A 7394-nucleotide genomic window follows, 5' to 3' on the forward strand; every position below is an offset into this window, starting at 1 on the left:
GGCCTCCCGGACCCGCCCGGCCAGCAGGCCGAGCAGGTCGCGGGAGGAGTCGGGCAGACCGAGCCAGCCCAGCCGCCGCGCCGCCCCGGGCGCGGCGTCCGGACCCCACAGCCGGCCGCTGCGCTGCGCCAGCGCGCCGGGGACGCCGTCGGTGACGAGCCGGGCCAGAACCGACTCGGCCTCGTCCACCAGCGGACCCCGGATGGTGACCGAGACCCCCGCTGCGGTCACCACCGAGGTCACGCCTTGGCCGCCTTGTCCTTCAGCTCCGCGGTGATGGTGTCGAGCAGTTCCTTCCAGGACACCTCGAACTTCTCGACGCCCTCGTCCTCCAGGACCCTCACGACGTCGTCGTAGTCGACGCCGACGTCCTTCAGGCCCTGCATGACGGCGCGCGCGTCGTCGTACTTCGTGGTGACGGTGTCGCCGGTCGGGTCGCCCTTCTCCGCCTCGGCCTCCAGCGTCGCCTCGGGCATCGTGTTCACGACGCCGTCCGCGACCAGGCCGTCCACGTACAGGGTCGGCGACAGGTTCGGGTCCTTGACGCCGGTCGACGCCCACAGCGGACGCTGCGGACGCGCCCCCGCGTCCCGCAGCCTCGCCCAGCGGTCGGTGCCGAACTTCTCCTCGTACAGCGCGTACGCGAGCCGCGCGTTGGCCAGCCCGGCCTTGGACCGCAGCTCCTTGGCCGCGTCCGAGCCGATCTTGTCCAGCCGCTTGTCGATCTCGGTGTCCACGCGGGACACGAAGAAGGACGCCACCGACTCGATCTTCGAGAGGTCGTGGCCGTTGGCGCGCGCCTGCTCCAGCCCGGCGAAGTAGGCGTCGATGACCTTGCCGTACCGCTCCAGGGAGAAGATCAGCGTCACGTTCACGCTGATGCCCTCGGCCAGCGCCGCGGTGATCGCGGGCAGCCCCTCCTCGGTCGCCGGGATCTTGATGAACAGGTTCGGGCGGTCGACCATCCACCACAGCGCGCGCGCCTCGGCGACGGTCCGCTCGGTCTCGCGGGCCAGCCGCGGGTCCACCTCGATCGACACCCGGCCGTCCAGGCCCTCGGTGCGGTCGTAGACCGGGCGCAGCACGTCGGCGGCCCAGCGGATGTCGTAGGTGGTGATCGCGCGGGCGGCCTCCTCGACGTCCACGCCGCGGACCGTCAGGTCGCGGACCTGGCCGTCGTAGGCGTCGCCCTTGCTCAGCGCCTTGGCGAAGATCGTGGGGTTGGAGGTGACCCCCACCACGTTCTTCTCCTTGACCAGCTGCTCGAGGTTGCCGGTGCGCAGCCGCTCACGGCTGATGTCGTCCAGCCAGATCGACACGCCCAGACCGGAGAGCTTCTTCAGTGCGTCGCTCATCGCTCGCTTCCTCTCGCCTCAGTTACCGGTGGTGCTGCCGCGGCCGGCGCCCGGGGTGCCCGCCTTGATGAGGCTGGCGCGCGCCGCCGCCACGATCCGCTCGGACGTGAAGCCGAACTGCTCGAACAGCGTCTTGTGGTCGGCGGACGCGCCGAAGTGCTCCAGGCTCACGATCTCGCCGGCGTCGCCGACGTAGCCGCGCCAGCCGAGCCCCACGCCCGCCTCGACGGCGACGCGGGCCCGCACGCCGGCGGGCAGCACCTGCTGCTTGTAGGAGTCGTCCTGCTCCTCGAACCACTCGACCGACGGCATCGACACCACGCGGGTCGGGGTGCCCTCGGCCTGCAGCGCCTCGCGGGCGGCCACCGCGAGCTGCACCTCCGAGCCCGTCGCGATGAGGATCACCTCGGGTCGGCCGCCCTCGGCGTCGGCCAGCACGTACCCGCCGCGGGCCGTGCCCTCGGCGGACGCCAGCTCGCCCGACCGGTCGAAGGTCGGCAGCTTCTGCCGGGACAGCACCAGGCCCGCCGGACGGTCGGTGTGCTCCAGGATCGTCCGCCACGCGACCGCGGTCTCGTTGGCGTCGGCCGGACGGACGACGTCCAGCCCCGGGATCGCGCGCAGCGCCCACAGGTGCTCGACCGGCTGGTGGGTCGGGCCGTCCTCGCCCAGGCCGATCGAGTCGTGCGTCCACACGTAGGTGACCGGCAGCTTCATCAGCGCCGCGAGCCGCACGGCCGGGCGCATGTAGTCGCTGAACACCAGGAACGTGCCGCCGTAGGGGCGCGTGCCGCCGTGCAGGGCGATGCCGTTCAGGATCGAGCCCATGCCGTGCTCGCGGATGCCGAAGTGCAGCGTCCGCCCGTACGGCCCGCCCGGGAACTCCTTGGTCTGGAACTCCTCGGGGATGAAGGACGGCTCGCCCTTCATCGTGGTGTTGTTGGACTCGGCCAGGTCGGCCGAGCCGCCCCACAGCTCCGGCAGCACCGGGGCCAGGGCGCTCAGCACCTCGCCGGACGCGGCGCGGGTGGCCAGGTCCTTGCCGGGGGCGAAGGTCGGGACCGCCGACTTCCAGCCCTCGGGCAGCTCGCGCCGCGAGATCCGGTCGTAGAGGGCGGCCTTGTCCGGGTTGGCCCCGCGCCAGGCGGCGTAGCGGCGGTCCCACTCGGCGTGGGCCTTGCGGCCGCGCTCGACGACGCCGCGCGCGTGCTCCAGGACCTCCGGGTCGACGTCGAACGTGCGCTCGGGGTCCATCCCGAGGACCTTCTTGGTGGCGGCGACCTCGTCCGCGCCGAGCGCGGAGCCGTGGATCTTGCCGGTGTTCTTCTTGTTCGGCGCCGGCCAGCCGATGATCGTGCGCAGCGAGATCAGCGTCGGCCGGGACGTCTCGTTCTCGGCCGCGCGCATGGCCTCGGCGAGCCGCTCCACGTTCTCGTGGTACTCGCCGTCGACCGTCCAGTCGACGGTCCGCACGTCCCAGCCGTAGGCGGCGTAGCGCGCCTTGACGTCCTCCGACTTCGCGATCGCGGTGTCGTCCTCGATCGAGATGTGGTTGTCGTCGTAGATCATGACCAGGTTGCCCAGGCGCTGGTGCGCCGCGAGCGCGCTGGCCTCGTGGCTGACGCCCTCCTCGATGTCGCCGTCGGAGGCGATCACCCACACGCGGTGGTCGAAGGGGGACTCGCCGGGGGCGGCGTCCGGGTCGAACAGGCCGCGCTCGCGGCGGGCCGCCATCGCCATGCCGACCGCGTTGCCGATGCCCTGGCCCAGCGGTCCGGTGGTGGTCTCCACGCCGGCGGTGTGGCCGTGCTCCGGGTGGCCCGGGGTGAGGCTGCCCCACTTGCGCAGGCGCTTCAGGTCGTCCAGCGTCAGCGGGTAGCCCGACAGGTACAGCTGGATGTACAGGGTCAGGCTGGAATGCCCGCAGGACAGGACGAAACGGTCGCGGCCCGCCCAGTCCGGGTCGGTCGGGTCGTGCTTCAGGAAGCGCTGGAACAGAAGGTAGGCGGCGGGCGCCAGGCTCATGGCCGTCCCGGGGTGCCCGGAACCGGCTTCCTCGACCGCGTCCATCGCGAGGGCGCGGACCGTGTCCACCGCCCGCCGGTCCAGCTCGGACCACTCAAACGTGCTGTTGTCCCCACTCACGGACGCCAGGCTCCTCTCGAACCACATATTCAGCGATGTCTGTCACACGCAGGCGGAGGTCCTCTGTCGCTTACGTCGCAACATGACGCGCACCGCGCGTGTTCCCCTGCGGGCCCACGGGACGATGGACGATCCGTGTCACGGGCGCTCCGGCGAGATCGCTCCGGCCCGCCTCCGAGCCTATCCAACCACCGGGCCGGGTCCCGTGACCTCGTCCGTCCCAGGACCCTGCCGCCCCCGCGGCCCCTCCGGCCCGCTCTCCCCGGGAGCCTGCCCGATCGCTTCGCGGCATAACCTCTCCCGCGCCGGAACCCGGACGATCCGGGGCCGGGCGCGGTGACGATCCGGGCCGGGCGGGGGCGGGGGCGCGGTGACACTCCGGGTCAGGGCGCGGGGGCGGAGGCGGGGGCGAACCAGGGCGAAGCCGGGGCCGGCCCCCTTCGTGGAAGGGCCTGCACCGGGCGGGCTCGCGGGGCCGCCGCGACGTCGCAGGTCGGGCGGGGGAGGGGCGTCCCGGGCGGCGAGTCCGGTGCCCCGGTGCGTGATCCCCGGAGGGGGCGCACTACAGTGGACCCGCGGTTGAGGCGACCGGTAGAACGTCGAGAACGACCGCGACAGCAGTAGCCGGACCGGGGCACCCGTCCCGGACCGGCCCGAAGGATCGCGGGGGCACCGCTTGGTGACGCGATTTGGCGGACGCGAATTCCCTTGCCTAGTTGGACGTGGACCCGATTGTGACGGTGCTCAGTAACAAGCTCGGGGTCGAGCAGCTGGACGACCAGATGCCGGGGGCGGCATCGGTGTCGGCCCCTCCGGCGGCGGCCCCGGCCGAGAGGCGGACGCTCGGCGCGAGCGTCCGCGCCTACGTGGCGCTCACCAAGCCCCGCGTGATCGAGCTGCTCCTGATCACGACCATCCCGGTGATGTTCCTCGCCGCCGATGGCGTGCCCTCGCTCAGCCGGGTGCTGCTCACCTTCGCCTTCGGCTGGATGTCGGCCGGCGCGGCGAACGCGGTCAACTGCTACATCGACCGGGACATCGACGCCAAGATGCGCCGGACCCGGCGCCGCCCGCTGGCCCGGGCGCAGGTCCTGCCGGGCCGGGCGCTCGCCTTCGGGATCACGCTCGCCGTGGTCTCCACGGTCGGGTTCGCGCTCGCGGTGAACGTGGTGTCCGCCGCGATGTCGCTGTTCGCGATCCTGTTCTACGTCTTCGTGTACTCCCTGCTGCTGAAGCGGCGCACCTCCCAGAACATCATCTGGGGCGGCATCGCGGGCTGCATGCCCGTGCTGATCGGCTGGGCGGCCGTCCGCGGCTCCGTCGACTGGACCCCGTTCATCCTGTTCGGGGTGGTGTTCCTGTGGACGCCGCCGCACACCTGGACGCTGGCCATGCGCTACAAGGAGGACTACGCCGTCGCCAAGGTCCCGATGCTGCCGGTCGTGGCGTCCGAGAAGCGCGTCCTGGGCGAGAGCCTCGCCTACACCTGGGCGACCGTCGCGTGCTCGCTGCTGCTCTGGCCGGTCGCCGGGATGACCCCGGTGTACGGCGCCGTCGCGATCATCCTCGGCCTGGTCTTCCTCGCCGAGGGGCACCGGCTGTTCAAGGACGTCCTGCGCGGTGTCACGGGCGTCCACCTGCGCCCCATGCGGTTCTTCCACCTCTCCAACGTCTACCTGGCGCTGCTGTTCACCGCGGTCGCGGTGGACCCGCTCCTGCACTGACCCCGGCCACGGTCCGCCGGCCGGTCGGCCGCTGAGCTCCGTCGTCCGTCGGAGCCGGTCGGTCGGCGCCACGGCGGTCGGCCAGCGCGGTGGTGGGCAGTCGGCGCGAGGCGGGCGGACGTCCCGGACGCCCGCGCCGCGGGCCGTCCGGGCCCCGGCACCCGGGGATCGCCCGGGCATATCGCCGCAGGTCGGCCGGGGCCGCGTCGCTTCGCCGCCCGTTGGACCGTTACGCTCCCGCTATGGCGCGCATCGACCCCAAGGCGGTCCTCGAAGGGCGGATGCCGGGGCGTCCTCCCGTGGCCCTGGTGATGGGGCTCACCGTCTCGTCCCTGTGCGCCCTCGTCGCGCTCGGCATCGACGCCCTCTACGGCGGCGCCGGGTTCTGGGTCGGGATGATCCTCGCGATCCTCCCCATCCCGCTGCTGATCGCGCTGGTCCTCACGCTCGACCGGATGGAGCCCGAGCCCCCGCGCGCCCTGGTGTTCTCGTTCATGTGGGGCGCCGGCGTCGCCGTCCTCGGTGCGCTCGTGCTGAACACCCTCGGCCTGCTCTACGTGACCGTCCCGATCTTCGGCGAGGTCAGGGGGCACTTCGTCAGCGCCGTCTTCGGCGCCCCGGTGATCGAGGAGTCGCTGAAGGGCGCGGTGCTGTTCGGCCTGCTGTGGTGGCGGCGCAACGAGATCGACGGCTTCGCGGACGGGATCATGTACGCCTGCATGGTCGGCCTCGGCTTCGCGATGATGGAGAACGTCACCTACTACATGCGCGCGTTCGACCTGGGCGGCACCAAGCAACTGCAGACCGTCTTCATACTGCGCGGCATCGTCGCTCCGCTGAGCCACCCGCTGTTCACGTCCATGACCGGCCTCGGCGTCGCCTGGGCCGCCACCCACCGGCGCGGACGGACCATCGCGCCCGCCATCGGCCTGCTCGCGGCGATGCTGCTGCACGGCCTGTGGAACGGCGCCGCCGCGATGGGCCTCGGCGGCCTCGGCTCGGTCTACGTCCTGGACGCGGTCGTCCTGGCCGCGCTGCTGGCGGTCGTGCTGGTCGAGCGGCACAACACGGTCAAGCGGATCGAGCACGTGCTGCCCCTCTACCAGCCCACCGGCCTGGTGACCCCCGCCGACATCGGGATGCTGCGCTCCATCCCGGCCCGCCGCGCCGCCCGCCGCTGGGCCCGCGCGCTCGGCGGACGGGGCGCCGCCAAGGCCATGGAGGACTACCAGCTCGCCGCCACCGAGCTCGCCCTGCTGCACAAGCGCGCCGAGCGCGGCGTCGCCGAACCCCACTGGTTCGAGGCGCGCCGCGACGCCCTGCTGGACCTCATGGGCCTGGCCAGGCAGGCGTTCCTGCGCACCGCGCCGCCCGGCCGCCGGCAGGGCCCGCCCTGGGCCGACCCGGGGCCCTCCGGCTTCGTCCCGCCGCCCTCCCAGGGCCCCTACGACTGACCCGCCGCCCTCCCAGGGCCCCTCAGTGCGGCGGCCGCACCCCGCCCCGGAGCGGACGACACGCCCTTACGCCTTGGGCGGGGGCCGGGTCAAGGCTTCGGCGGCCCGGCCATACGATGAAGCACGTGGCCGAACGATCCCAGACCGCTGCTGACCCACGCCCGTCGCGCAATCCGCTGACCCGGGTGACCGACTCCTTCTGGAACCCCACCCCGGCGTCGCTGCGGCTGCTGGCGCTGCTCGGCGTCATCGGCAACGCGGTGATCGTCGCGACCGGCGGCGCGGTCCGGGTGACCAAGTCCGGCCTCGGCTGCCCCGACTGGCCCCGGTGCTCGGGCGACAGCCTCGTCCCGACGCACAACCCGGAGCACTCGGCCGCCAACATGGCGATCGAGTTCGGCAACCGGATGATCACCTTCGTGGTGCTGGCGGTCGGCGTGCTGGTCTTCGTCGCCGCGCTGCGGCTGCGCCCGCGCCGCCGCGACCTGGTCCGCTGGGCGTTCGCCCAGCCGATGAGCGTGGTGGCCCAGGCCGTCATCGGCGGCATCGTCGTCCTGACCAAGCTGCACCCGGCGGCCGTCGCGCTGCACTTCCTGATCTCCCCGGCGATGCTGGTCTTCTGCGTGGCCCTGTACGAGCGCGCGGGCGAGGGCGACGCGGCGCCGCGCCGGGTCGTCGGGCCCCCGCTGCGCCGGGTCTCGGCGCTGCTGGCCGCC

At 72.9% G+C, this 7394-nt stretch carries 5 protein-coding genes and 1 pseudogene; 3 read left to right on the forward strand and 3 right to left on the reverse strand.

The window, feature by feature from the left end; all coding sequences use genetic code 11:
- The 3 genes and pseudogenes from DZF91_RS31130 to tkt form a co-directional block, all read right to left on the reverse strand.
- Positions 1–243, reverse strand: a pseudogene (locus DZF91_RS31130) (glucose-6-phosphate isomerase); the annotation flags it as partial.
- The gene (gene tal / locus DZF91_RS31135) at positions 240–1355 is read right to left on the reverse strand and encodes a transaldolase (protein WP_117360650.1); all 1116 of its coding nucleotides are present in this window, start codon (positions 1353–1355) and stop codon (positions 240–242) included. The pseudogene DZF91_RS31130 and the gene tal, both read right to left, overlap by 4 nt.
- A gap of 18 nt (positions 1356–1373) precedes the next feature.
- Entirely contained in the window at positions 1374–3500 is a 2127-nt protein-coding gene (tkt, locus tag DZF91_RS31140) for a transketolase (RefSeq protein ID WP_235834687.1), read from the reverse strand.
- Positions 3501–4234: 734 nt separating this feature from the next.
- On the opposite strand from tkt, the gene DZF91_RS31145 reads away from it, so the two are divergent.
- From DZF91_RS31145 to DZF91_RS31155, 3 genes are all read left to right on the forward strand, one after another.
- Positions 4235–5224, forward strand: coding sequence for a heme o synthase (locus DZF91_RS31145; RefSeq protein ID WP_407920953.1), 990 nt, complete (start codon positions 4235–4237; stop codon positions 5222–5224).
- 242 nt (positions 5225–5466) lie between these two features.
- Positions 5467–6678 (forward strand): PrsW family intramembrane metalloprotease, encoded by a 1212-nt coding sequence (locus DZF91_RS31150; RefSeq protein WP_117360652.1) that lies wholly within the window; start codon positions 5467–5469, stop codon positions 6676–6678.
- 185 nt (positions 6679–6863) lie between these two features.
- Positions 6864–7394 (forward strand): COX15/CtaA family protein (locus DZF91_RS31155; RefSeq protein WP_235834688.1); only part of this gene is annotated, 531 nt, incomplete at its 3' end.

The organism is Actinomadura logoneensis, from assembly GCF_003428695.1.
In the GTDB taxonomy this organism is placed as follows: domain Bacteria; phylum Actinomycetota; class Actinomycetes; order Streptosporangiales; family Streptosporangiaceae; genus Spirillospora; species Spirillospora logoneensis.

Coding starts and splice junctions, on each gene's coding strand:
- DZF91_RS31150 (WP_117360652.1), top strand. CDS start 5,467: ATGGCGCGCATCGACCCCAAGGCGGTCCTCGAAGGGCGGATGCCGGGG.
- tal (WP_117360650.1), bottom strand. CDS start 1,355: ATGAGCGACGCACTGAAGAAGCTCTCCGGTCTGGGCGTGTCGATCTGG.